Source organism: Streptomyces sp. L2 (assembly GCF_004124325.1).
Taxonomy (GTDB): Bacteria; Actinomycetota; Actinomycetes; order Streptomycetales; family Streptomycetaceae; genus Streptomyces.
In genome coordinates, this window is sequence record NZ_QBDT01000001.1 from 5,646,426 (window position 1) to 5,670,231 (window position 23,806).

At 73.3% G+C, this 23,806-nt stretch carries 22 protein-coding genes; 8 read left to right on the forward strand and 14 right to left on the reverse strand.

Going from position 1 to position 23,806, the window contains the following annotated elements; translation table 11 throughout:
• Positions 1 to 111: 111 nt before the first annotated feature.
• Positions 112 to 756, reverse strand: a complete 645-nt coding sequence (locus tag DBP14_RS25185) for an HNH endonuclease family protein (RefSeq protein ID WP_129309390.1) — start codon at positions 754 to 756, stop codon at positions 112 to 114.
• 376 nt (positions 757 to 1,132) lie between these two features.
• Between DBP14_RS25185 and DBP14_RS25190 the strand changes: the two genes are divergently transcribed.
• Both DBP14_RS25190 and DBP14_RS25195 read left to right on the forward strand, forming a co-directional pair.
• Entirely contained in the window at positions 1,133 to 1,714 is a 582-nt protein-coding gene (locus DBP14_RS25190; protein WP_129309391.1) for a TMEM165/GDT1 family protein, read from the forward strand.
• A 335-nt stretch (positions 1,715 to 2,049) separates the two neighbouring features.
• Complete coding sequence (locus tag DBP14_RS25195; protein ID WP_129309392.1) at positions 2,050 to 2,706, forward strand: HAD-IA family hydrolase; 657 nt, start codon at positions 2,050 to 2,052, stop codon at positions 2,704 to 2,706.
• Positions 2,707 to 2,880: 174 nt separating this feature from the next.
• Here the strand turns inward: DBP14_RS25195 and DBP14_RS37005 are convergent, their stop codons facing one another.
• Both DBP14_RS37005 and DBP14_RS37010 read right to left on the reverse strand, forming a co-directional pair.
• Positions 2,881 to 3,393: a peptidoglycan-binding domain-containing protein gene (locus DBP14_RS37005; RefSeq protein ID WP_241741033.1), complete on the reverse strand. Its 513-nt coding sequence runs from the start codon at positions 3,391 to 3,393 to the stop codon at positions 2,881 to 2,883.
• 182 nt (positions 3,394 to 3,575) lie between these two features.
• Positions 3,576 to 3,989, reverse strand: coding sequence for a hypothetical protein (locus tag DBP14_RS37010; RefSeq protein WP_241741034.1), 414 nt, complete (start codon positions 3,987 to 3,989; stop codon positions 3,576 to 3,578).
• Between the two features lie 129 nt (positions 3,990 to 4,118).
• Between DBP14_RS37010 and DBP14_RS25205 the strand changes: the two genes are divergently transcribed.
• Positions 4,119 to 6,158, forward strand: coding sequence for an MDR family MFS transporter (locus tag DBP14_RS25205; RefSeq protein WP_129309393.1), 2,040 nt, complete (start codon positions 4,119 to 4,121; stop codon positions 6,156 to 6,158).
• A 32-nt stretch (positions 6,159 to 6,190) separates the two neighbouring features.
• Here the strand turns inward: DBP14_RS25205 and DBP14_RS25210 are convergent, their stop codons facing one another.
• Positions 6,191 to 6,688: a GNAT family N-acetyltransferase gene (locus DBP14_RS25210; protein ID WP_129309394.1), complete on the reverse strand. Its 498-nt coding sequence runs from the start codon at positions 6,686 to 6,688 to the stop codon at positions 6,191 to 6,193.
• A 153-nt stretch (positions 6,689 to 6,841) separates the two neighbouring features.
• Between DBP14_RS25210 and DBP14_RS25215 the strand changes: the two genes are divergently transcribed.
• Both DBP14_RS25215 and DBP14_RS25220 read left to right on the forward strand, forming a co-directional pair.
• Entirely contained in the window at positions 6,842 to 7,552 is a 711-nt protein-coding gene (locus tag DBP14_RS25215; protein ID WP_129309395.1) for a hypothetical protein, read from the forward strand.
• A 5-nt stretch (positions 7,553 to 7,557) separates the two neighbouring features.
• A complete protein-coding gene (locus DBP14_RS25220; RefSeq protein WP_347239673.1) occupies positions 7,558 to 8,244 on the forward strand; it encodes a hypothetical protein in 687 nt (228 codons plus the stop codon).
• A 21-nt stretch (positions 8,245 to 8,265) separates the two neighbouring features.
• Here the strand turns inward: DBP14_RS25220 and DBP14_RS25225 are convergent, their stop codons facing one another.
• Positions 8,266 to 8,694, reverse strand: a complete 429-nt coding sequence (locus DBP14_RS25225) for a DUF1992 domain-containing protein (RefSeq protein ID WP_129309396.1) — start codon at positions 8,692 to 8,694, stop codon at positions 8,266 to 8,268.
• A gap of 114 nt (positions 8,695 to 8,808) precedes the next feature.
• Between DBP14_RS25225 and DBP14_RS25230 the strand changes: the two genes are divergently transcribed.
• Positions 8,809 to 9,201: an FHA domain-containing protein gene (locus DBP14_RS25230; RefSeq protein ID WP_129309397.1), complete on the forward strand. Its 393-nt coding sequence runs from the start codon at positions 8,809 to 8,811 to the stop codon at positions 9,199 to 9,201.
• 47 nt (positions 9,202 to 9,248) lie between these two features.
• Here DBP14_RS25230 and DBP14_RS25235 read toward each other — a convergent pair whose 3' ends face one another.
• From DBP14_RS25235 to proP, 3 genes are all read right to left on the reverse strand, one after another.
• The gene (locus DBP14_RS25235; RefSeq protein WP_129309398.1) at positions 9,249 to 9,920 is read right to left on the reverse strand and encodes an O-methyltransferase; all 672 of its coding nucleotides are present in this window, start codon (positions 9,918 to 9,920) and stop codon (positions 9,249 to 9,251) included.
• Positions 9,921 to 10,061: 141 nt separating this feature from the next.
• Positions 10,062 to 11,192 carry a DUF2330 domain-containing protein gene (locus tag DBP14_RS25240; RefSeq protein WP_129309399.1) on the reverse strand — a complete coding sequence of 377 codons (1,131 nt, stop codon included), beginning with the start codon at positions 11,190 to 11,192 and terminating at the stop codon, positions 10,062 to 10,064.
• Between the two features lie 490 nt (positions 11,193 to 11,682).
• Entirely contained in the window at positions 11,683 to 13,032 is a 1,350-nt protein-coding gene (gene proP, locus DBP14_RS25245) for a glycine betaine/L-proline transporter ProP (protein WP_241741284.1), read from the reverse strand.
• Positions 13,033 to 13,453: 421 nt separating this feature from the next.
• Between proP and DBP14_RS25250 the strand changes: the two genes are divergently transcribed.
• Positions 13,454 to 15,490, forward strand: coding sequence for a bifunctional glycosyltransferase 87/phosphatase PAP2 family protein (locus tag DBP14_RS25250; protein WP_129309401.1), 2,037 nt, complete (start codon positions 13,454 to 13,456; stop codon positions 15,488 to 15,490).
• 29 nt (positions 15,491 to 15,519) lie between these two features.
• On the opposite strand, the gene DBP14_RS25255 is transcribed toward DBP14_RS25250, so the two are convergent.
• Positions 15,520 to 16,755, reverse strand: a complete 1,236-nt coding sequence (locus DBP14_RS25255) for a cytochrome P450 (protein ID WP_129309402.1) — start codon at positions 16,753 to 16,755, stop codon at positions 15,520 to 15,522.
• A gap of 293 nt (positions 16,756 to 17,048) precedes the next feature.
• Between DBP14_RS25255 and DBP14_RS25260 the strand changes: the two genes are divergently transcribed.
• Positions 17,049 to 18,218 (forward strand): steroid 3-ketoacyl-CoA thiolase, encoded by a 1,170-nt coding sequence (locus DBP14_RS25260; RefSeq protein ID WP_129309403.1) that lies wholly within the window; start codon positions 17,049 to 17,051, stop codon positions 18,216 to 18,218.
• A gap of 48 nt (positions 18,219 to 18,266) precedes the next feature.
• On the opposite strand, the gene DBP14_RS25265 is transcribed toward DBP14_RS25260, so the two are convergent.
• The 5 genes from DBP14_RS25265 to DBP14_RS25285 form a co-directional block, all read right to left on the reverse strand.
• Complete coding sequence (locus DBP14_RS25265) at positions 18,267 to 19,013, reverse strand: YoaK family protein (RefSeq protein ID WP_129309404.1); 747 nt, start codon at positions 19,011 to 19,013, stop codon at positions 18,267 to 18,269.
• Between the two features lie 176 nt (positions 19,014 to 19,189).
• Complete coding sequence (locus tag DBP14_RS25270; RefSeq protein WP_129309405.1) at positions 19,190 to 19,603, reverse strand: transglycosylase SLT domain-containing protein; 414 nt, start codon at positions 19,601 to 19,603, stop codon at positions 19,190 to 19,192.
• A gap of 338 nt (positions 19,604 to 19,941) precedes the next feature.
• The gene (locus DBP14_RS25275) at positions 19,942 to 20,772 is read right to left on the reverse strand and encodes an ECF transporter S component (protein ID WP_164992404.1); all 831 of its coding nucleotides are present in this window, start codon (positions 20,770 to 20,772) and stop codon (positions 19,942 to 19,944) included.
• On the reverse strand, positions 20,769 to 22,607 hold the full coding sequence (locus DBP14_RS25280; RefSeq protein WP_129309407.1) for an ABC transporter ATP-binding protein: 1,839 nt from the start codon (positions 22,605 to 22,607) through the stop codon (positions 20,769 to 20,771). Before DBP14_RS25280 ends, DBP14_RS25275 begins: the two co-directional genes overlap by 4 nt.
• Positions 22,604 to 23,668 carry a CbiQ family ECF transporter T component gene (locus DBP14_RS25285; RefSeq protein ID WP_129312086.1) on the reverse strand — a complete coding sequence of 355 codons (1,065 nt, stop codon included), beginning with the start codon at positions 23,666 to 23,668 and terminating at the stop codon, positions 22,604 to 22,606. The genes DBP14_RS25280 and DBP14_RS25285 overlap by 4 nt, the downstream gene beginning before the upstream one ends.
• Positions 23,669 to 23,806: the final 138 nt, after the last annotated feature.

Consider the following 23,806-nt stretch of genomic DNA (forward strand, 5'->3'; position numbering starts at 1 on the left):
ACATCGAAGCCCAAGTCCCTTGTGCCGGACTTAACTTGAGACTTGAAGCGCTTTGTCGCGCAGAAGCCCGCGCCTCCCGGGGCGCGGGCGTCCGCAACGCGGGGCGCGCGCTCAGCAGTTCGCCAGGTATCCCTGCAACGCGCTCTTCTCGGCGGGGTCCACGGAGAGGTCGTAGTAGTACTTCACCTGCACCCAGGCGCGGACGTACGTGCAGCGGTACGCCGTGCGGGACGGCATCCAGGTGGCCGGGTCCTGGTCGCCCTTGGACTGGTTGACGTTGTCGGTGACGGCGAGGAGCTGGGGCCGGGTGACGTCGTTGGCGAAGGCCTGGCGGTGCGCGGTGGTCCACTTGCTCGCGCCGGAGTCCCAGGCCTCGGCGAGCGGGACGAGGTGGTCGATGTCGACGTCGGACGGCGAGGACCAGGTCGCGCCGTCGTACGGCGAGTACCAGCTGCCGCTCGTCGGGTAGCAGGACGAGTTGGTCGTGACGTTCGAGCCGTCGCGCTTGAGGATCCACTCGCGGGTGTTGCAGGTGCCGGAGATGGTGATCCAGGTGGGGAACTTGCTGCGCTCGTAGCCGGTGCGGTTCTCGGCGGCCACGGTGAGCTGGGAGAGGTAGCTCCGGGCGGTCGCGCCGCTGACCGGGGTGGGCAGGGCGGCGGAGGCGCTGGGGGAGTTGAAGAGGGCGGCGGAGGCGATGAGTCCGGTGAGGGTCGCGAGTATGCTGAGCCGTCGACGCGCGTAGACTTTCCGCATGTGAACTTCCTTGTGGGGTGGGGGTTTTGGCTGCGGGCAGGGGAATGCTCGCGGTGTCGTGTGACCGGGGAGTGAGCGCTCGGTTAGACGCTAGTGACGCGTTCATGACACGACAAGGTTCACGGCGGAACTTTCGCGTCCCTTACTATGGAGGCGCAGAAGGGGAGTAGCTCTTCGCCGGACCGTCGACATACTGCTCAGCCAGCCTGAGCCGGCGCCCGGAGGCGGATCCCGCGCGGACCGCCCAGCGAGACCTTCGGCAAGCAGTGCACACCCGTGCCTCCATGGCGCGAGTGCCGAGTGCGCTGCCGTGCCGAGGTGTCTGAGGACGAGCTACAGCACTCTCGGTGGGGCGGCCCCGACCGATTGAGGAACCTTGATCAGCATCACCGTGACGGCGCTCGTGTTCGGCGTCATCTTCCTCGCCGAACTGCCGGACAAGACCGCGCTCGCCGGTCTCGTCCTCGGCACCCGCTACCGCGCCTCGTACGTCTTCGCGGGCGTCGCCGCCGCCTTCCTGCTGCATGTCGTGCTCGCCGTCGCGGCGGGCAGCGCGCTGACCCTGCTGCCGCAGCGGCTCGTGCACGCGCTGACCGGTGTGCTCTTCCTCGCCGGTGCGGCGGTGCTGGCGCTGAAGCGGGGCGAGGAGGAGGAAGAGGTCCGCAAGCCCGCCGACCAGTCCTTCTGGAAGGTCGCGGGGACCGGGTTCACGCTCATCCTGGTCGCGGAGTTCGGCGATCTGACCCAGATCATGACGGCGAACCTCGCCGCCCGCTACGACGACCCGATCTCGGTCGGTCTCGGCGCGGTGCTGGGGCTGTGGGCGGTGGCGGGACTCGGGATCGTCGGCGGGAAGGCGCTGATGAGGAAGGTGCCGCTGCGGCTGATCACGCAGATCGCGGCGCTGCTGATGCTGGGGCTCGGCGTGTGGAGCCTGTGGGAGGCGGTCGCGGGCTGAGGGTGGGGAACCGGCCGGCAGGTGGTGGGATCCGGCGGATGCCCGGGTCTGCGGCGTGGGTCTCCGGCGGGTCTGCGGCGTGGGTCTCCGGCGGGTCTGCGGCGTGGGTCTCCGGCGGGTCTGCGGCGTGGGTCTCCGACAGGTCTGCGGCGTGGGTCGCCGACGGGTCTGTTGCGTGAGTCTCCTGCGGGTCGGCGGTGGGGCTTGCGGGGGGTGGTGGTGGCGAGATCCGGCCGGGTTTTGTACCGTAGAGAAACAAAGTGGTCCCCGCCTGTTTTCCCTGACCGGCGGGCGGGGCCCGTTTTGTCCTCGTCTTCATCCCTCTGGAGCTGCCGATGCCGGCCACCGCCCTCACCGCCCGCGCCCTCCTGCTCGACATGGACGGCACCCTCGTGAACTCCAACGCCGTCGTCGAACGTGTCTGGCGGCGCTGGGCCGAGCGGCACGGGCTGGACGGCGATGAGGTGCTGAACGTCGTCCACGGTCGGCAGGGGCACGCCTCCATGGCCGTCCTGCTGCCGGAGCGGTCCCGGGAGCAGAACCTCGCCGACAACGCGCGCATGCTCGCCGAGGAGACCGCGGATCTTGAAGGCGTGGTCGAGGTGCCCGGCGCGGCTGCCTTCCTCGCCGCCCTGCGCGGCCTCCCGCACGCCCTGGTCACCTCGGCGGACGTCGCCCTCTCCACCGCCCGCATGGCCGCGGCGGGCCTCGTCCTGCCCGAGGTGCGCGTCACGGCCGAGTCGGTGGGCGCCAGCAAGCCCGACCCCGAGGGCTTCCTGAAGGGCGCGGCGGAACTGGGTGTGGACCCGGCGGACTGCGTCGTCTTCGAGGACTCCGAGGCTGGCGTCGCCGCCGGCCGCGCCGCCGGAATGCGGGTCGTGGGCGTGGGCCCGCGCGCCGGCCTGTACGGCCCGGACGCGGTCGTACCGGACCTGACCCAGGTGCGGACAGAACCCGCCGCCGACGGCACGATCAGGCTGCACCTGGGCTGAGGCCGGGGTTCTTGCCGGGGGCGTGCTCTTCGGGACGGCGCCGACGACACGGCGGCGTACCCACCCCGAGCTGGGCCGCACGCCCCCCGCGACCGGGCCCGCCCTTCCTGTCGGGGGCTCGTTTCCGTCCGGCGGTGTGCCGGGCATCACCGCCGTCGGCGGCCCGCGCTGCCACTACCACGTCTCCGACTCCAGGCTGCGCCGCGTCGCCGGGCCGTAGACCCCGGACGTGTCGGTGCGGATGCCGCGGGCCTGTTGGTATCGGCGTACCGCGTCCTCGACCGTGTCGGTGTAGACGCCGTTGACCTGGTCGTCGTAGAGGTTCAGCTCCGCCAGGCGGACCTGGAGGTCGACGACCGCGGGACCCGTGTCGCCGCGCCGCAGGGCCGGGTCGGCCGTCGTCGTCGCCGTCACCGAGGGGGACGGGGAGGCCGTACGGCTGCCGCTGCGGGAGGGCCGGGGTGTCGGCTCGGACGGCGAGGGGGCGCTGGACAAGGTGCGCGGCGGCGGCGCCGGGGGCGCGGACCGCACGGGCGGCCGGGACGAGACGGCCGGGGCCGCCGACGACGGGGACGCCGAGCGCGACGGCGTCACGTCCGGGACGCTCTGCCGTATCTCCGGCGCGGCCTGCCCCCGGGTCGGTTCCGCGTATGAGAACAGCCCGCTCGCCACCCCGGCCGCCGCCACGACGACGACCCCCGCGCCCGCCGCGCACAGCAGAACGGCCCGGCGGGTACGACGCCCTCGCCCGGACCCGACCGCCGGACCCGCAGCCGGGGAACTGCCCGCTCCCGCCACCGGGCCTACCGCCCGGGAGCCGCCCGCTGCCGCCGTCGGGTCCGGCGCCGTCGGGCCGTCCGCCGCCGGGCCTACCGTGCCTGGTCCGCCGTCCGGGAGTCGTCGGCTCCCGCCACCGGGCCCGCCGCCGTCCGGGAGCCGCCCGCCGCTGCCCCCGGACCTGCCGCTGCCTCCGGACCTGCCGCCGCCTCCGGGCCCGCCGACCGGGTGCCGTCCAACCCCGCCTCCGCCCCCGACGTCGCCTCCCCGGCACCCGGCGGCGCCGCTTCCTCCCCGTCGGCAGTCGTCCGGGCCGGGCCCTCCTCGCCCACCGCCACGTACGGCCGTATCCGCAGGGGATCGAAGTCCTCCGCCGCCGCTGCCTCCGCCGTGCGGGAGGCGTGCAGGGCCTCGGCGGTGCGCTCTCCGCAGTCGCAGGACGGGGTGTTGGACGGGCCTCTGGGCGCACCGCACCGCGGGCAGCCCGGGCCCTCGTTCTGCGTCATCTCCGCGTCCCCTCCCCGCGCGAACCACAGAGATTATGCGGACTTCCTCCATATCCGCAGGAGTCAACAGGCCATAAACGGTGACACCGACCAGGATGGAAGAGGTGCACCCGAGCCCGGGAGGTCTCCATGGTCCTGGATACGCACGGCACGGACGAGGACGTCACGCGCTCCGAACACGTGTCCGGCAACGTGCTCGTCTCGATCGGCGCCCTCCTGCTCGGGCTGCTGCTCGCCGCGCTCGACCAGACCATCGTGTCGACCGCGCTGCCCACCATCGTCAGTGACCTCGGCGGTCTGGAGCACCTGTCCTGGGTGGTCACCGCCTATCTCCTGGCGTCCACGGCGGCGACCCCCCTGTGGGGCAAACTCGGCGACCAGTACGGGCGCAAGCGGCTGTTCCAGACGGCGATCGTCATCTTCCTCATCGGCTCCGCCCTGTGCGGGGCCGCGCAGAACATGCCCCAGCTGATCGCGTTCCGCGCCCTACAAGGGCTGGGCGGCGGCGGGCTGATGGTGCTGTCGATGGCGATCGTCGGCGACATCGTGCCGCCCCGCGATCGCGGGCGCTACCAGGGCCTGTTCGGTGCCGTCTTCGGCGCGACCAGCGTGCTCGGACCGCTGCTCGGCGGACTGTTCACCGAGCACCTCAGCTGGCGCTGGGTGTTCTACGTCAACCTGCCCGTCGGCGTCGTCGCCCTCGCCGTGATCGCCACCGCCCTGCACATCCCGCGCCGCGCCGCCCACCACGTCATCGACTACCTCGGCACCTTCCTGATCGCCTCCGTCGCCACCTGCCTGGTCCTGGTGGCCTCGCTCGGCGGCACCACCTGGGCGTGGGGCTCGGTGCAGATCATCGCGCTCATCGTGCTCGGGGTCGTCCTCGCCGCCTGCTTCGTCGGCGTCGAGCGCCGGGCCGCCGAACCCGTTCTCCCGCTCAAGCTGTTCCGGCTGCGCACCTTCACCCTCGCCGCGATCATCAGCTTCATCGTCGGCTTCGCCATGTTCGGCGCGATGACCTACCTGCCGACGTTCCTCCAGGTCGTGCACGGCGTCACCCCGACCATGTCCGGCGTCTACATGCTGCCCATGGTCTTCGGCCTGCTGCTCTCCTCCACCGTCTCCGGGCAGATCGTCAGCCGCACCGGCCGCTGGAAGGTGTTCCCGATCGCCGGCACCGCCGTCACCGCCATCGGCCTGCTCCTGCTGCACCAGTTGGACGAGCACAGCGGCACCGCCGAGATGAGCGCCTACTTCTTCGTCTTCGGCCTCGGCCTCGGCCTCGTCATGCAGGTCCTCGTCCTCATCGTGCAGAACGCGGTGGCCTACGAGGACCTCGGCGTCGCCACCTCCGGCGCCACCTTCTTCCGCTCCATCGGCGCCTCCTTCGGCGTCGCCATCTTCGGCACGGTCTTCGCCACCCGCCTCGCGGACAAACTCACCGCCGCCTTCCGGGGCGTCCACCTGCCCCCGGGCGTCAGCGCCGACACGCTGAAGGCCGACCCGCGCGGCATCGGCGCCCTGCCCCCCGCGCTGCGCCCCGCCGCGCTGCACGCCTACGCGGCCTCCATCACCGACGTCTTCCTGTACGCCGCCCCGGTCGCCGCCCTCGGCTTCGTCCTGGCGTGGCTGCTGAAGGAGGACCGGCTGCGCGGCTCGGTCACCGCGCCGGACGTCTCCGAGACGCTCGCGCCCAACCCCGTGGAGCGGTCCTCCTACGACGAGGTGTGCCGCGCGCTGTCCCTGCTCGGCACCCGCGAGGGGCGCCGCGAGGTCTACCAGAAGATCACCGACCGGGCCGGGTACGACCTGCTCCCCGCCGCCGGCTGGATGCTGCTGCGCATCCGCAAGTTCGGCTCCGTGGAACCGGCCCAGCTCGCCGAGCGCAGCCCCGTACCGCTCCAGGCGGTCATGGCCGCCGCCCGCCAGGTCGAGGAGCGGCACCTCGCCGAACGCCGGGGCCCGGACCTGGTGCTGACCGAGGCCGGCCGCGAGGTCGCCGAACGGCTCGCGACGGCCCGCGAGGAGTCCCTGGCCGAGCTGCTGGGCGACTGGTGGGAGCCGGGCCGCTCCACCGACCTCACCCAGCTGGTGCACGAGCTGACCGGCGAACTGTGCGGTTCGGAACAGGAGCGCCCCCACAACGGAACGACCGCCACGCTCAGTTGACCGGCCTCTGGGCCGCTCGTCCCGCCCGGCTGCTACAGCTCCTTGCGGAACCAGTGCTCGGCGTACGGCACGTCGTTGTGGGGCTCGGTCTCCGCGTAGCCGAGCCGGGCGTACAGGGTGCGGGCCTCCACCAGGTCGCCGCGGGTGTCGAGCACGATGTGCCTGGCGCCCAGGGCGCGGGCGGCGTCCTCGGCCGCGGTGACGAGCAGCGCCGCCCCGCCCTTGCCGCGCATCGCCTCGTGCACGAAGACCCGGGTCAGTTCCGCCGTGGCCGGGTCCAGCAGCCGTACGCCCGCGGTACCGCCCGGCGTGCCGTCGTACCGGCCGACCATCAACTGCCCGGTCGGCGGGGCGAGTTCGGCGCCCGTGTTGGCCGCGATCTCCCGCTCCAGCTCGTCGGGGCCGGTGCGGCGCCCCTCGTACAGCAGGTACCAGCGGTCGCTGACCTCCGTGTAGTACGCCCGCCAGAGGGCGGCGGCGACCGGTGAGTCGTACGGCTCCGGGGCGATGGTCCAGCTCATGCCGCCCATTCTCGGCGGCGACCCGGGACGCGGCGCAAGCGAATTGTAGGGCGGTCCGGGCCGGGTCGCGGGCCGGGGCACGGGCGGGCCGTTTGTGGGCGCCCTTCCGGGTCACCCGAACAGGGAACCGGCCAGGTGGGCCGGTCCGACCGGAAGGCAATCATGTCCACAGGCATGATCATCACAGTGATCGTGATCGTGGTGGCCGTGCTCCTCGTCGCGGCCGCCCTGGTCTGGGGCGCCCGCGGACGGCGGCGCGGCGGACCGAGCCTGAAGCGGCGCTTCGGGCCGGAGTACGAGCGGACCGTCGCCCGGCACGACGGCGACGCCGAGGCGGCCGAGCGAGAGCTGGCCGAGCGCGTCGAACGCCACGGTGACCTGCGGGAACGTCCGCTTGAAGGCGGCGAGCGGGAGCGGTACGAGGCCCGCTGGACCGCCGTACAGGAACACTTCGTCGACTCGCCCCGCCAGGCGGTGGCCGAGGCCGACCAACTGCTCGCCGAGCTGGCCGGGCAGCGCGGCTACCCGGGCGGAGAGCGCTACGAGGAGCAGTTCGCCGCGCTGTCCGTGCACCACGCCGGCCATGTGGACGGCTACCGGCGCGTGCACCGGATGTCCCACATGGAGACGGGGACGGGCGTGGGCGCTGGCGGCGGGGCGAACGCGGCCGGCGCCGGGACGGAGGAGATGCGTTCGGCCCTGGTCTCGGCCCGGGCCCTCTTCGACGATCTGACCGGGACCGGAGACGGCGACCACGGCCGGCACCGGGCGCACGCCGGCGCCGCGCCCCGCCCCGCCGGAGCGGCCGGCACGCCGTCGCACGGCCACCATCTGCCGTGGACCGCCGACAAGAGCCGTCCGAAGGAGAGCTGAGCACCATGGCCGAGGACAGGACGACCGGCCGTCCGGACCCGGACGGCGACTACGCCGAACGCGACACCGGCACCGGCGCTTATACGGACCGGAACACCGGTGACTACACCGAACGCGACGCGGGGGCTCCCGGCTCCCGCTCGGTGCGGCTGCCGGGCACGGTGGCCCCCGGCGCGGAGGGCCTGACGGCCGACGACCGCACACCGGGCCCGCCCGGAACCGGCCGCGGCACCGGCGCCCGCATGCCCGACGACGGCCTCGGCGCGCCCTCCCCGGGCCGGACCGCCGCACGCGAGAGCGGAACGACCGAGCCCCGCTCGGGCGACACCTGGCCCACGGCACCCGGCGCACCGGGAACACCCGACGCGATCGGCACCGACGGCTCCGCCGGGACCGGTGCCGCCGGGGCGCCGCTGCTGGCGCATGACGAGACCGACCAGTGGGAGCAGCGGCTGCGGCACGCCGTCACGGAGTTCGTGGACGAGCCGCGGGCCGCCGTGGAGGAGGCCGACCGGGCGCTGGAGGAGATCGCGGCGCGCTTCACCGACGCCGTGACGCGCAGGCGCCGTACCCTGCGCTACTCCTGGCAGGACACCGAGAAGCGCCGCCCGGGGTCGGACGCCGACACCGAGCGGCTGCGGCTCGCCCTGCGTGACTACCGGGAGCTGGCGGGACGGCTGCTGCACAACTGAGAGGAGCGGCGCGGCGGGGGCTCAGCCCGGTGCGCCCTCGGGGGTGGCGGCAGCCCTGCGCTGCCGCCACTCCCGTACGACCTCCTCGACGTCGTACGGCTTCTTGCCGAGTGGCGGGCCGGGCGGCGGCTTGAACATCATCTCGCGGATCTTGACGTTGACGTCGGTGATGATCTGCCGCACGATCCGCTCCGAGGGCGCCGCGTACGCCGCCACGAGCGCGTCCTCGGCCTCTTTGCGCAGAGCCAGCGCCGGCGGCAGCGCGGCCAGGCCCTCGCGGGCCATCTTCCGCTTGATCCACCACAGTTCGTCGTACGGCGACTCGATGTCCGTGGGCAGCGGCTCGCCCGCGCCGGGCAGCGCGTCGAACTCACCGCGCCGCTGGGCGTCCCGGATCTGTTTGTCCGCCCAGGACTCGAACGGAACGCCGGGTGGCTTTCGCTCGGTCATGAACCCATTGTGCCGGACGCGGCCCGGCCGGGCGTTTTATCATGCGGCGGCGGTGTGCCCGGACGGGCACCGCGCAGGGACGTTCTGACATTTCGCCGCATCAGGGGGACGCACGTGCTCGAACTCACCATGGCCACCGTCTCGGGGGCCGACGCGGGTGCCACCGCCGGTATGACGATGGCCGACGCGCCCAGCGAGCCGGGTGCCGTGCTGCGGGTGGGCCGGGACGCCTCCGTGTGCCGCCTGGTCACGCCGGACGACTGGCTGTTCGTCTCGCGCGTCCACCTGGAGTTCCGCTGCGGCCCCGACGGGACGTGGCAGGTGGGCTGGCTGCGCGGCTCCCAGGCCGAGCCGTCCTCCGAAGTGCGGCTGATCGTCGGGGAGTACGCGCAGACCCTCACCTACGGCGGCATCGTCGCCCTCCCGCGGGGCGGCTCCGGTGAACTCGTCGTCCAGGACCGCACGGCGCCGCGCAGCGTCAACGTGGGCTTCTACCACGAGAGTTGAGAGCCCCGGGGCCCCGCGTCCCGCTACGGCTGTGCCACTACGGGCGGCTACGCCAGTACCCGGGCCAGCGCGAAGCCGTCGTGGCCCTTGCTGCCGACGGTCTGGATCGCCGTCCCGGTGAGCCTCGGGTGGGTGGCGATCAGGTCGAGGGCGGCGCGGGTGCCGACGACGTCCGGTTCGGTGCTGTCGGCGTTCAGCACCCGGCCGCCGCGCACCACGTTGTCCAGGACGATCAGGCTGCCCGCCCGGGTGAGGCGGAGCGCCCACTCCACGTAGTGCGCGTTGTTGGCCTTGTCGGCGTCGATGAACACCAGATCGAAGGGGGCCGGGTTCTCGTCGGCGAGCTTGGGCAGCGACTCCAGGGCTGGGCCCACCCGCACCTCCGCGACCCGTTCCAGGCCGGCCCGGGCCAGGTTGCGCGTGGCCACCTCGGCGTGCTTGGCGCTGTACTCCAGGGAGATGAGGCGGCCGTCCTCGGGGAGGGCGCGGCCCATCCAGATGGTGCTGTAGCCGCCGAGGGTGCCGATCTCCAGGATGGTGCGGGCGCCCTGGACCTGGGCGAGGATCTGGAGGAGCTTGCCCTGGGCCGGGGTGACGGAAATGGCCGGAAGTCCGGCGGCCTCACTGTCCCGCAACGCCGCCTCCAGCGCCTCGTCATCGGGTGAGAGGTGTCCAGAGAAGTAGTTGTCGACGTCGTCCCACAGCTGCGACCCGCTCATGCGTCTGCTGCCTTTCCCGAGTGGTCCCGAGTGTCCCCGAGGCTACTTAGCACTTCTAACTAGCTGTGCTAACGAAGGTAGTCGGGGTTCGGTTCCCGTGTCACCCGACTTCCGGGTGCCCGCAACGGGTACCGTCGGAACTCAGCCGATCGGCTCAGGTGGGTGTACGGGCGGCGGTGGCCGCACCGGCCGCCGGGAGTGCCGTACGGCGAGCAGGACGGCCGCCGCGACCAGCAGGAGCAGGGCGCCGCCGACGGTCAGCAGCCAGGCCGGCACACCGGCGAACTCCCTCAACCGGTCCTCGTAGACGACCTGCTGGTACGGCGTGTCGGTGGCAGCCGGGCGCAGTTCGTGGTCGCCGGTGATGCGGGAGGGGTCGTAGAACTCCTGGCTGAGGGCCGTCAGATACGGCGTTCCGTGCGCGAGCGTGGCGAGGGGGCCGACGGGGTCCTTGAGGTCCTTGAGCCGGCCGGCGAACAGCACGCGGGGTGCGGTGCCGCCGATGTCGGAGACGGGGCGCATGCGGTGCGCCGCGAGCACGTAGAGGCCGAGGGTCTGCGGCGTGCGGGCCAGCCGGGACAGGCGCATCGGGTAGACGGCGCGGTCGCTGGCGAAGGTGAGGTGCAGGGGGTCGAGGGCGCCGTGCAGGGGGGTGCCGGCGGTCTCGGGGGCGAGGCGGACTGCCACGTACTCCCAGTGCTGGTCGACGTACGGCTGGAGCGCCGTCCGCAGCCGGTCGGGGAAGGAGAAGCCGTGGGTGCGCAGCCAGGTGTCGAGAGCGGCCGGGTCGGTGGCGGTGAGCCGAGCCACGTCGAACGGGCCGAGCCGCTGCCGGCCGACCACGTGCACGCCGCCGGCGCCGCCCACCGGGGGCGGGGCGGCCGCGACGCCGTCCGAGGTGTCGTCGAAGGGCCAGTCGCCGTGCCGGGGCCAGAAGTGCGGGCGGATGCGGTGCACGGGGGCGGTGGCGGCGGACAGCTGGTCGAACAGGTGGGGGTCGCCGAGGCGGACGGTCGCGCGGTGCGGGACGGGCATGATCCAGGCGGCGCGGCGGGTGTCTCCCTCGACCGTCAGCCGCATCACGATCTGCTCCTGGCGGCCGTCCCAGCGGAGCACGGACTGCTCCTCGGCGACGGCGATCCGCTGCCGGGCGTCGGGAATCATGGCACCGCAGCCGCACGCGTACGCCGGGGCGATGAGCAGGCTCAGCTGGATGCCGAGGAGACTGAGAACCACCACCAGCGCGCGACGCCTCCGCCGAACGTGTTCCATGAACCGTGCCACCCCTCCACCGCGCCGTTGCCAGGGCTACAGACGGCGCGGATGTGAAATCGGTTCCGCTGCTCCGGGTGCCCGGGGGTGGGGCCGCTCACCGGCGCTGCCAGGCGCCGCCCCAGCGGCACGATTGCCCGCTGCCCGGGGTTGGCCGGGGGTGGACTCGCTCACCGGCGCTGCCAGGGTGCCGCTGCGCCCACCCGTGCCGCCCCGAGCGGCACGCATGCCCGCAGCTACGCACGCACGCGCCCCGTCAGGGGCGCGGGGAACTGCGCGGCCGGCCACGGCGTGCCCGCGCCGGGCGGACGGACGGGCCGGGGCGGCGGCGCCGTACAACGGGCGGGGTGGCAACCCCCCTAGGGGCGCGGGGAACTGCGCGATCAGCCACGGCGTGCCCGCACCGGGCGGACGGGCGAAGGCATCAGCGGCGCCATGCAGCGGGCGGGGGCTGCAACCCCCGAAGTCACCGAGGCGCCGCGCCCAGCGGTCAGTGGGGCTCGATCGAGGGGGCGGAGCCCGGCAGGGGCCGGCCCGCGGACTCGGTCATGCGCCACACCGCGACCCCGCCCACGACAGCCGCGGCCATCATGTAGTACGCGGGCATCATCATGTTCCCGGTCGCCCCGATCAGCGCGGTCACGACCAGCGGAGTCGTCCCGCCGAACAGGGACACGGACACGTTGAACCCGATCGACAGGGACCCGTACCGCACCCGGGTCGGGAAGAGAGCGGGCAGCGCGGCCGGCATGGCCGCCGTGAAGCAGACCAGGAGGAGGCCCAGCGCCGCCATGCCCAGCCCCACCGCCAGCAGACTGCCCTCACGGATCAGCAGCAGCGCCGGGATCGACAGGAACAGGAACCCCGCGCAGCCCGCGGCGATGACGGGCCGGCGCCCGACCCGGTCGCTGAGCGCGCCGGCGAACGGCTGGACGATCATCATCAGGGCCATCACGCCGAGCACCACCAGCAGCCCGTGCGTCGCGTCGTACTTCAGCTCACTGGTCAGATAGCTCGGCATGTACGACAGCAGCATGTAGTCGGTGACGTTGAAGACCAGCACCAGGCCCATGCACAGCAGCAGCGACTTCCACTGACCCGTGATCATCTCGCGCAGCGGCACCTTCGGCCGGGCGGCCTCCGCCTTCTCGACCTCGGCGGCGAAGGCGGGCGTCTCCTCCAGCTTCAGCCGCAGGTAGAGGCCGATGACACCCATCGGACCGGCGACCAGGAACGGGATCCGCCAGCCCCAGGACGTCAGATCGTGCGTGGAGAGCAGCGCCGTCAGCAGGGTGACCAGGCCCGCACCGCCGATGTACCCGGCGAGCGTGCCGAACTCCAGCCAGCTGCCGAAGAAGCCGCGCTTCTTGTCGGGCGCGTACTCGGCGATGAACGTCGACGCGCCCGCGTACTCGCCACCGGTGGAGAACCCCTGCACCAGCCGGGCCGCCAGCAGCAGCAGCGGTGCGCCGACGCCGATCGCGCCGTACGAGGGGATCAGCCCGATCGCGAACGTGCCGGCCGCCATCATGATCATCGTGACGGCGAGGACCTTCTGCCGCCCCACCCGGTCGCCGAGCGGGCCGAAGACCATGCCGCCGAGCGGGCGGACCAGGAAGGCCGCGGCGAAGGCGCCGAAGGTGGAGAGCAGCTGTGTGGTCGGGTTGCCGGACGGGAAGAAGACCTTGCCCAGGGTGACCGCGATGTAGCTGTAGACGCCGAAGTCGAACCACTCCATCGCGTTGCCCAGCGCGGCCGCCTTCACGGCACGCTTGACGAGCGCGGGATCGGTGACGGTGACGTCGGAGGAGACCCGTACGGGCTTCCGGGGCTTCACCAGGGGCGGGGAGACGGCTGTGGCGGTCGCCAAAACGAGGCTCGCCTACCTTTCGACGGGGACAGGGGCGCGGCCCGGCGGCGACGGTGCCGGAAAGCGGGCCGAAAAGCGACCATAGGGTGTGTTCGGCGCATTACGCATCGTGCACAACTCGATGCATGGGGCAGCTAAACGGCGCCTGTCCAGGCCCGTCCGCCCGCCCCCGGGCCGGCATTCCGGCCGTCCGCTGTGATCCTTCTCGCGCACCCCGCCTGCAACCGCAGACCGCGCGGACTATCGTCATCCGGACAAAAGGAGACCTGCGTCAGGCGAAGCGGGGGTGCCCCGCGTCTCCCCCGGGGGGCGTGCGGCCCCTCCATGGGTTCGCTGGAGGAACCCGGCGCGCGGACGCGCCCGGGACGACGGGGCGGAAGGCCGACGAGGCGTGGTGAACGTGGAGCACAGCGGGCGACCGGCGGATGCCTTCGGGGCGACGGCGATCGGAGCCCGCCTGAGAGCGGCCCGGCTCGCCCTGTGGGCGGTGGCCGCGCTCCTCTCGGTGCGCCAGGTCGCCGCCGTCCTGACCACCCCGAGCGGCGAACGGCTCACCGACCTGGAGACCTGGGTCGGCCCGAACGGCGTCCTGCACGTCAAGGGCTCGCTGTACGACTCGACCCAGTTCACCGGCACCCCGTTCGCCGGGCTCGTCCTCAGACCCCTCACCCACGCGGCCGAACAGGCCCTCGGCTGGGGCTGGACCTTCGGGACCCTGCTCCTCGTCGTCGCCGTCGGCCTGATCGCCGCCCGCGCGCTGCCCCAGCCCGTCAGCCGCCGCACCTCCCTGCTGGCCGCGCCGGTCGCGGTGAGCCTGCTGATGCTCTCCCTGCCGGTCCGCAACGCGCTCTGGCTCGGCCAGACCAGCGTCCTGCCGGTGCTGCTGGTGCTGGCCGGCTGCTTCACCGTGCGCGGGCAGCGGCTGAGCGGGCTGTGCGTCGGCCTGGCCGCCGCGTTCCAGCCCACCGTGCTGCTCTTCGCCCCGCTGCTGTGGTTCACCGGCCGCCGCCGGGCCGCCCTGTCCGCGCTCGCCGCGTTCGCCGCGAGCACGGCGCTGGCCTGGGCCGCGATGCCGCACGACTCGTACACCTACTGGGTGCACCACATGGCCGGCGCCGGACTCGGCGGCGAGGCCGACGACCTCGCCAACCAGTCCCTGCACGGCGGCCTGCTCCGCCTCGGCCTGACCGGCCCCCTGGAGATCGCCGTCTTCCTGCTGCTGGGCGCCGCCGTCGCCGCCCTCGCCCTGCGCCGCGCCGTCCGCTACGCCCACGACGGCCAGCTCCTGCTCGCCGTCGCCGTCACCGGCTGCGCCGCCGTCGCCGCGTCCCCGACCGCCTGGCAGCACCAGCTGCTGTGGGTGCTGCTCGCGGTCGTCGGCCGGGTCGGCAGACGGGCATCCGACCGCTGTGTCTGGCCGCTCGCGGTCGTCCTCGTCACCACGCTTCCGGCGAAGATGATGCTGCCGAACATGCAGGTGATGTTCCCGCTGCGGGACAACCTGGTGCTGCTCGCGGCGCTGTCCGCCGCCGTCGCCGTACCGTTTCTCTCCCGTACTTCGCCGTACTACCAGGAGCCCCTGCCGACGCGGTACGCCCCGCCGGTCCCCGCCCGTTTCCGGCACGTGCCGCTGCTGCCGTTCCTGCGCCGCGTGCTCACCCGCCCCAACCTGCTGCTGGAACTGCTCCTCATCCGCGTCACCTACGCCGCGTACCAGCAGGTCAGGCTGGCCGCGACCGGCGGCACCATCTCCGGCGGCCGGATCCGCGCCGAGCACCACGGGCACATCGTGCTCGGCATCGAGCGGTTCCTGCACATCGACATCGAGCACGGGGTCAACCACGCCGTCGTCAACATCGGATGGCTGCGTTCCTTCTTCGACTACTACTACGAAACCTTCCACTTCGTCGTCCCGCTGACCGTCCTCGCCGTCCTCTACTCGCGCCGCCCGGTCGACTACCGCTGGGCCCGCTCCAGTCTCGGCTTCGCCACTCTGCTCGCCCTGGTCGGGTTCTGGCTCTTCCCGCTGGCCCCGCCGCGCCTGATGCCCTCCCTCGGCATCATCGACACCGTCCACGGCGTCCAGGACTTCTCCAAGCCGAACTACGGCACCCTGACCGCGCTGACCAACCAGTACGCGGCGATGCCCTCGCTGCACTTCGGCTGGGCGCTGTGGTGCGGCGTCGTCATCGCGGTCGTCGCCCCCCGCTGGTGGATGAAGGCCCTCGGCCTGCTGCACCCCCTCTTCACGGTCTCGGCGATCGTCGCGACCGGCAACCACTGGGTGCTGGACGCGGTGGGCGGGGCCGCGGTGGTGAGCGCCGGGTTCGGGCTGTCGTACCTCTGCCAGGGGCCGCGCCCGGAGATCGTCAAGGCGGCGGCGCTCCGCCGGGAACCCGCGGCCGAGGACGCGCCGGCGCCGCGCTGACGCCGGCGGGTCCCCGGGTGAGGCCGTGGTCAGTCCGCGCTGACCGGGAGTTCCTTCACGCCGTTGATCCAGGCCGAGCGCAGTCGGCGAGGGTCGCCGGCGAGTTTCAGGCCGGGCATGGCGTCGGCGAGGGCGGTGAAGATCAGGTCGATCTCCAGGACCGCGAGGGACTTGCCGAGGCAGAAGTGCGGGCCGCCGCCGCCGAAGCCGAGGTGGGGATTGGGGTCCCGGGTGATGTCGAACGCGTCGGGGTCGGTGAAGACGTCGGGGTCGTGGTTGGCGGAGGCGTAGAAGAGGCCCACCCGGTCGCCCTTCCTGATCCGCGAACCGCCCAGTTCGGTGTCCTGCGTGGCCGTCCGCTGGAACGCGTTGACCGGGGTCGCCCAGCGGACGATCTCCTCCGCGGCGCTCGCCGGGCGCTCACGCTTGAACAGCTCCCACTGGTCAGGGTGGGTGAGGAAGGCGTGCATGCCGTGCGTGATGGCGTTGCGGGTGGTCTCGTTCCCGGCCACGGCGAGCATCAGCACGAAGAAGCCGAACTCGTCGGAGCTGAGGTTGCCCTCGTCCTCCGCCGCCACCAGCGTCGTCACGATGTCGTGCGCCGGGCACCGCTTGCGCTCGGCGGCCATGTTCATGGCGTAGGCGATGATCTCGGTGGCCGACTGGGCGCCGACCTCCTCGGTGATGGCGTACTCGGGGTCGTCGTACGCGATCATCTTGTTGGACCAGTCGAAGATCTTGGAGCGGTCCTCCTGGGGGACCCCGATCAGCTCGGCGATGGCCTGCAGCGGCAGTTCGCACGCCACCTCGGTGACGAAGTCGAAGGGGCCGGAGCGGGCGCGGGCGCCCTCGACGATCGCCCGGGCGCGGGCGCGCAGGCGCTCCTCCAGGGCGCGGATCGAGCGGGGAGTGAAGCCGCGCTGCACGATCTGGCGGACCCGGGTGTGCTCCGGCGGGTCCATGTTGAGCAGGATCAGCCGCTGGGCGTCGATGGCGTCGCGTTCGATGTGCTCGTTGAAGCGGATGATCGCCGTGTTGAGGTACGAGGAGAAGATCTCCGGGTGCGTGGAGACGTACTTGACGTCCGCGTGCCGGGTCACGGCCCAGTAGCCGTCGTCGTCGAAGCCCGCCAGGCCGTGCGGCTGCGGGATCCAGCGGACCGGCTCGGCCGCGCGCAGCCCGGCGAACTCCGGGAGCGGCACGCGGTGGTGCAGCAGGTCGGGGTCGGTGAGGTCGAACCCGTCGGGCAGCGCGGGGCAGTGCATCGGGGGCTCCCGTCGTTTCGTTCTGACGGACCACCGTCTGTTCTGACGGCCCATCAGGAAGGCAGGGCTGTCGCGAAGGTAGTAACGGGTTCTACAAGCCGCAAGACATCCGGCGGCACCGAACGCATGCGAAATTCACGCGGATCACGACTTCGGGGCCTGCACGACCCTTGCGGCACCGGACGGTCTGTCAGCAGACTGCAGGCAGAACTAGTACGCGTTCTAGTTCTGCGTGGCGGGCGGGCCGGGACGTCTCCGCGCCGCGCGGGCGACCGAGGAGAGGACGCACCCCCATGGCCGCGGAACCCGTGATCGTCGAAGCCGTACGCACCCCGATCGGCAGGCGCGGCGGCGCGCTCGCCAATCTGCACCCCGCCTATCTGCTGGGCGAGACCTACCGTGAACTCCTCGGCCGCACCGGCATACCCGCCGACGCGGTCGAGCAGATCGTCGGCGGCACGGTGACCCACGCCGGCGAGCAGTCCATGAACCCCGCGCGCACGGCGTGGCTCACCATGGGCCTCCCCTACGAGACGGCCGCGACGACCGTGGACTGCCAGTGCGGCTCCTCGCAGCAGGCCTCGCACATGGTGGCCAACATGGTCGCCGCCGGTGTGATCGACGTCGGCGTCAGCTGCGGGGTCGAGGCGATGTCCCGGGTGCCGCTCGGCTCCGGCTCCAAGCACGGGCCGGGCAAGCCGTTCCCGGACGAGTGGAACGTGGACCTGCCCAACCAGTTCGAGGCCGCCGAGCGGATCGCCCGGCACCGCGGCCTGACCCGGGAGGACGTGGACGGTCTCGGCCTGCTCTCCCAGGAGCGCGCCGCGCACGCCTGGGCGGAGGAACGTTTCAAGCGGGAGACCTTCGCCGTGCAGGTGCCCACCACCGAGGAGGAGCAGCACGCCGGGCAGGGCATGTGGCGGCTGGTCGACAAGGACGAGGGACTGCGGGACACCTCCGCGCAGGCGCTGGCCGGGCTCAAGCCGGTGATGCCGAGGGCCGTCCACACGGCCGGGAACTCCTCCCAGATCTCGGACGGCGCCGCCGCCATCATGTGGGCGTCGAAGCGGATGGCCCGCGCCCTGAAGCTGCGGCCGCGCGCGCGGATCGTCGCCCAGGCCCTGGTCGGCGCCGACCCGCACTTCCACCTCGACGGCCCCATCGACGCCACCAAGGCCGTCCTCGGCAAGGCGGGCATGTCCCTGAAGGACATCGACGTCGTCGAGATCAACGAGGCCTTCGCCTCCGTCGTCCTCAGCTGGGCCCAGGTCTTCGACCAGGACCTGGCCAAGGTCAACGTCAACGGCGGCGCGATCGCCCTCGGCCACCCCGTCGGCGCGACCGGCGCCCGGCTGATCACCACCGCCCTGCACGAGCTGGAACGCACCGACAAGGAGTTCGCGCTGGTCACGATGTGCGCGGGCGGGGGACTGGCGACGGGGACGATCATCCAGCGGCTGTGAGGACACTGCCGCCGGCCACCGGACGGCTGACGGATGGGGCGGGCCGGGTCACTCGCGGCCCGACGTCACCACCGCCAGTACGGCCGCGGTCGCCGCTGCGACGAGCAGCGGCAACGCGGGGCCGTGGTGCAGGACCAGCCAGGCGCCCAGGCAGGCACCGGCGAGCATGGCGAGGCCCGCGCCCGCGCGGCGCGGCGAGCGCCGGCTCGTCGCGTCGCCGAGCCGGGACTCGGAGAACAGGCCGGTCAGCGTCATGGTGAGGACGGTGGTGTTCAGGTCCGCGACGCCCAGTCTGCGGACCGCCGCGCTGCGCAGGCCCATCGCGAACGCCGTCAGCGCGATCAAGGCGTAGCCGGTGCCGCTCCCGGGGCCGGTGGCGTCAGGCCGGGCGAAGGCGAGCGCCGCCGCGCCCCCGGTCAGCACCGCCTCCAGGGCCAGGGTCAGTCGGGCGCGGGCCCGCCGGGACTCCGTGCGGTGCCACGCCGCCACCCGCCCGGACGCGGCCGCGCCCAGCAGGAACCCGGCGAGCGAGGTCGCCGTGTGCCCGGCCGAGAAGCCGGGCGCACGGGCCGCGGCGAAGCCGAGGATGACCACGTTGCCGGTCATGTTCGCCGTGAACACCCGGCCGAGTCCGAGGAAGCTCACCGCGTCGATCAGGCCGCTGACCGCGGTCAGCGCCAGGAACACGGCCACCAGCGGCACCCCGCGCGCCTCCGGATCCGGACTCCGGGCCGGCGCCGGGTCCGGGTCTGGGTCCGGGTCCGGGTCCGGCGCCGGTGTCGTCGAGGGCGGCATCGTCGTTTCCTCCGGGCGGTCGGACAGGGCGTGATCAGTCCATCACTCCTGGAGCCGTACCGGGGCGACCCGCACCGCACCGCACGCGCCCCGCACACACGCGAGCACCCCCGTCCGTGGGGGACGGGGGTGCTCGCTGGGCGGGGTCAGGTTCCGCCGGTTCGTGCGCGGCCGGCTCAGTACCAGCCGTTGGCCTGCCAGAAGCTCCAGGCGGCGACGGGGCTGCCGTAGCGGGACTTCATGTAGTCCAGGCCCCACTTGATCTGGGTGGCCGGGTTGGTCTTCCAGTCCGAGCCGGCCGAGGCCATCTTCGAGCCCGGCAGCGCCTGCACCAGGCCGTAGGCGCCGGAGGAGCCGTTGGTGGCGGAGACGTTCCAGCCGCTCTCGTGAGAGACGATCTTGTTGAACGCGTTGTACTGCGCGGCGTCCGGGATCATCTTGTGCGCGATCGCCTGAGCGGAGGAGGCCGAGGTCGGGGCGGCCTGGGCGGGCGCCGCGCTCAGCGCCATACCGGCGGTGGCGGCGGCCAGGGCGGCGGCGGTGATGGCCTTCTTCGGGGTGGCGATGCGGCGGATGAAGGAGACGGACACGGAGAACCTCTTGCGTCGGGGACGGTGGATCGCCCGTATGCCGTGACCCTCGCGTCGTGCGGTGGCCGCATACGTCGGCGCCGCGGCCCGTGAGGGCTCGTGGCGCCTGGCGACGTCGTCCAGAGAAGCAGGCCGGAACCGGGTCCGCAATGACCCCTTTTACTAGTTGTGGCCGGATCGACGGGAATCGTCGGCCGTGTGGCGTGGCTCTCAATGCGCAGGTCAGCAAGGGTGCGCGAAAGGATGTATCGGACATTTAGGACTACGGCCCCGGGTCGTAGGTGACCTGCGTCATGTGGGGTGGTTCACCGCGCCGCTGACGGGCCGGGTACGAGCCCTCACGCAGCGGGTGCGTCGAATGTGACCGCGGTCTCGAAAGCGGCCCGCCGGGTGGCCCGGCGCAGCGCGCGCAGCACCGCCGGGCCGAGGGCGAGGGTGAGCACGACCGTGCACAGGGCCCGGCCCAGGTCCCAGCCGAGGGAGGTGGCCAGGCAGTAGGCGACGAACCGGGACAGGTTGGCGGCCACCGCAGCATGCGGGTCGAAGGCGATGTTCGAGGCCAGGGCGCCCATGAAGGGCCAGCCCGACAGGTTCATCAGCGTGCCGTAGGCGAAGGCCGCGAGGAATCCGTACGCCGCCAGCAGGAGCAGCTCGGCCTTCCCCCGGACGCGGGAGCGGCCCGGGAGCAGCCCCGCGCCCATCGTGAACCAGCCCATCGCCAGCATCTGGAACGGCATCCAGGGCCCCACCCCGCCGGTGAGCAGGGCGGACGCGAACATCGTCAGCGAGCCGAGGACGAAGCCGAAGCCGGGGCCCAGCACCCGGCCGCTGAGCACCATCAGGAAGAACATCGGCTCGATGCCGGCGGTGCCCGCGCCGATCGGCCGCAGCGCGGCGCCGGTCGCGGCGAGCACGCCCAGCATCGCGACGGCCTTCGGGCCGAGCCCCGACTCGGAGATCGTCGCCGCGACGACCGCGACCAGCAGCACCAGCAGCCCCGCGAACAGCCAGGGCGCGTCCTGGGCATGCGCGCTCAGCCGCGAGGTGGGCGGCGCGAGGAACGGCCAGAAGAAGGCGACGGTGCCGACGGCCGAGACGAGCACCAGAGCGGCGAGGGAACGGGGGCCGAGGGGAACGGGGCGGGCGGCTCGGAGCCTGGGGGGATTCATGCCAGTGCCTCCCGTACCTGGGCCACCGTGAGCCATTCCTGCGGGGCGAGGATCTTGGTGACCTGCGGGGCGAAGGACGGGGAGGAGACCACGACGTCGGCCGTCGGACCGTCGGCGATCACCTCGCCCTCGGCGAGCAGGACCACCCGGTGGGCGATCTCGGCGGCCAGCTCCACGTCATGCGTGGCCAGCACCAGCGCGTGCCCCTCGGCGGCCAGCCCGCGCAGCACGCCCACCAGCCGCGCCTTGGCCGCGTAGTCGAGCCCGCGGGTCGGCTCGTCCAGCAGGAGCAGCGGCGGACGGGCGGCCAGCACGACGGCCAGGGCCAGCGCGAGCCGCTGGCCCTCGGAGAGGTCGCGGGGATGGGTGTCGTCGGTGATGCCGGGCAGCAGCTCGGACACCAGGGCCCGGCAGGTGCCCGGCTCCGCCCCCGCGTCCCGGTCGGCCGCCGCGCACTCCGCGCCGACGGTGTCGGCGTACAGCAGGTCCCGCGGCTCCTGCGGAACGAGCCCGACCCGGCGTACGAGGTCCCGGGGAGCGGTCCGATGCGGTACGGCCCCGCCGACGCGGACACCACCGGCGCTCGGCTCCACCAGCCCCACCAGCGAGCCGAGCAGCGTGGACTTCCCGGCCCCGTTGCGCCCCATGAGGGCGACCGTCTCGCCGGGGGCGACCGTGAGGTCGACGTGCCGCAGTGCGGCGACCCGGCCGCGGCGGACGGCGAGGGCGGAGACTTCGGCGACATAGGGGGTGAGCGGGGCGGCGACAGCGGAGGAACGCCGCCGGAAGAGGCCCTTTCTGCGGGGCCGCTCGCCCGGCTGCCCGTCCGACGGCCTGGCCGCCCGCTCGGTCGAGGGCCCGGGCCCGGGCCCGGGCTCCGGCCCTGGCCCGCCACTCGGGAGCGTGGCGCTCCCGCCAGGGCTGGTACTGGGGACCCGAGCAACGGCGGCGCTGCCGGGTGGCGTTGCGGTCCCGGCGGGCGTGGTGTTCGGGGCCGGTGTGAGGTGAGGTGTGGGCAGGGTGGCCAGGCGGTCGCGCAAGGGGGTCGCTCGGCGGCGGGCGTCGCGGACCGTCAGGGGGAGGGGGGACCAGCCCGCCAGCCGGCCCAGGTCCACCACCGGCGGGTACACCGGCGACACGGCCATCACCTCGGCCGGCGTGCCGAGCAGCGGCGCGGCGCCACGGGCGGGCAGCAGGGCGACCCGGTCGGCGTACTGGATCACCCGCTCCAGCCGGTGCTCGGCCAGCAGCACGGTCGTACCCAGGTCGTGCACCAGGCGCTGCAGCACGGCGAGCACCTCCTCCGCGGCGGCCGGGTCGAGCGCGGAGGTCGGCTCGTCGAGGACCAGCACCCGGGGGTGCGGGGTGAGGACCGAGCCGATCGCGGCCCGCTGCCGCTGGCCGCCGGAGAGCGTGGCGATGGGACGGTCCCGCAGGCCGGCCAGCCCCAGCAGGTCCAGGGTCTCCTCCACGCGGCGCCGCATCACGGCCGGGGCGAGCCCCAACGACTCCATGCCGTAGGCAAGTTCGTCCTCCACCACGTCGGTCACGAAGTGCGCGAGCGGATCCTGGCCCACCGTGCCCACCACGTCGGCGAGTTCGCGCGGCTTGTGGGTGCGGGTGTCCCGGCCGGCCACCGTGACGCGTCCGCTCAGGGTGCCGCCGGTGAAGTGCGGGACCAGACCGCTGACCGCGCCCAGCACCGTCGACTTGCCGACCCCCGACGGGCCGACGAGCAGCACGAGTTCGCCCTCCGGCACCTCGAAGTCCACGCCCCGGACAGCCGGTTCGGCCGACCCCTCGTACGTGACGCTGACATCCTCGAACCGGATCACGACGGCTCCTCGGGGGACTGGGTCCTGGCGGGAACGATGAACGCGGGCAGCAGACCCAGCAGCACGGCCGCGGCCGGCCACAGCGGCAGGGTCGGCGCGACCAGCGGTACGACACCGGGGTGCAGCGCGTCCGGGTCCCGTACCGAGGCGAGCGTGAGCAGTGCGGCGACGGCGGCGCCCGAGCCGGCCACCAGCCAGGCGCGCGCGTCCCACCGGTCGGGCCGGTACCGGGTGCGCGGGGAGCGCCGGCCGCCGAGACGCAGTCCCGCGAGCGCGGCCACGACCCCGGCCAGCAGCACCGGGACGCCGTACGTGCCGCCCGCCGCGGTGAGCAGCCCGTACGTTCCCGCGCACACGCCGATCAGGCCGCCGAGGGTGAGGGCGGCCGTGGTACGGCGCACCGGGGCGGGGACCTCGGCGGTACGGCCGTAACCCCGGGCGTCCATCGCGGCGGCCAGCGCGACCGAGCGCTCCAGCGCGCCCTCCAGGACCGGCAGTCCGACCTGGAGCAGGCCCCTGAGGCCCCGGTCCGGCCGGCCGCGCAGCCGGCGGGCGGCGCGCAGCCGCTGGACGTCGGCGATGAGGTGCGGGGCGAAGGTGAGCGCGACGACGACGGCCACGCCGATCTCGTACAGGGCGCCGGGGAGGGACTTCAGGAGGCGGGCCGGATTGGCGAGGGCGTTCGCGGCGCCGACACAGATCAGCAGGGCGGCGAGGCGGAGACCGTCGTAGGCGGCGAAGAGGAGCGCCTCGGCGGTGACCTCGCCGCCGAGGCGGATGCCCTGCGCCCAGCGGGGGAGGGGGACTTCGGGGAGCGTGAGGAGGGGGTGCGTGCCGGGGATGGGGGAGCCGAGGGCGGTGGCGAAGAGGAGGCGGATGAGGAGCACGGCGAGGGCGAGTTTCGCGAACGCGGTGTAGGCGGTGGGGGAATCGGGGGTGCGGTGCGCCGCCACGACGTATCCGGCGGTGGCTATCAGGAGGGCGAGAAGCAGCGGGTTGGTGGTACGCGTGGCGGCGGTCCCGAGCCCGAGAGACCAGAGCCACCAGGCCCCGGGATGCAGTTGCGCTGCGCGCCGGCGTGACCCGGGTGCAGCCCCGGCGCCGCCGCGCCCACCCGTGCCGCCCCAAGCAGCACGCCTGCCCGCGGCTACGAAGCGCCCCGAAGCGCCACGGCGAACAGCACCCTCGGCCCCCACGTC